General features: G+C 48.7%; 1 protein-coding gene. It reads right to left on the reverse strand.

Annotated elements, in window-relative coordinates; all coding sequences use genetic code 11:
* On the reverse strand, window positions 1–380 hold a 380-nt coding region (locus tag I6F37_RS45105), incomplete at both ends, for an AsmA-like C-terminal region-containing protein (RefSeq protein ID WP_225155144.1).

The following is a 380-nucleotide window of genomic DNA, read 5'->3' on the forward strand; positions in this document are numbered from 1 at the left end:
CTTTAATCCACGCGGTGCTGCGAATGGAGTCAAAATAAAACCCTTCGCCAAAAGTGTCTCTGAAATCAAAACGCAGCTTACGCATCAGGGCATCTACGCTCAATAAGCGCAGCAATTGCCCGGCATGTCCGGTATTGATTTCGGTAATTTCGCCTTTACCCAGTTGAGTATGAATGATGCCATTCAACGTCGCTTCATCTGGCTGCCAGGGTGCTTTGCGCCAGTGTAAATCGTAATCCACATTAAATGACGACTGGCGTATGGGCGTCGTGACACCAAAAAATTCTGCGGCGGCATCAATTTTCTGCCCGCGCAGTTTTCCTTTCAGCGAGGTACGTTCATTCCCCGGATTATTAACCCATTCACCATCGGCAGTAAGC

Origin of the sequence: Bradyrhizobium sp. NBAIM08, assembly GCF_020193935.1 — a bacterium.
Taxonomy (GTDB): Bacteria; Pseudomonadota; Alphaproteobacteria; order Rhizobiales; family Xanthobacteraceae; genus Bradyrhizobium; species Bradyrhizobium yuanmingense.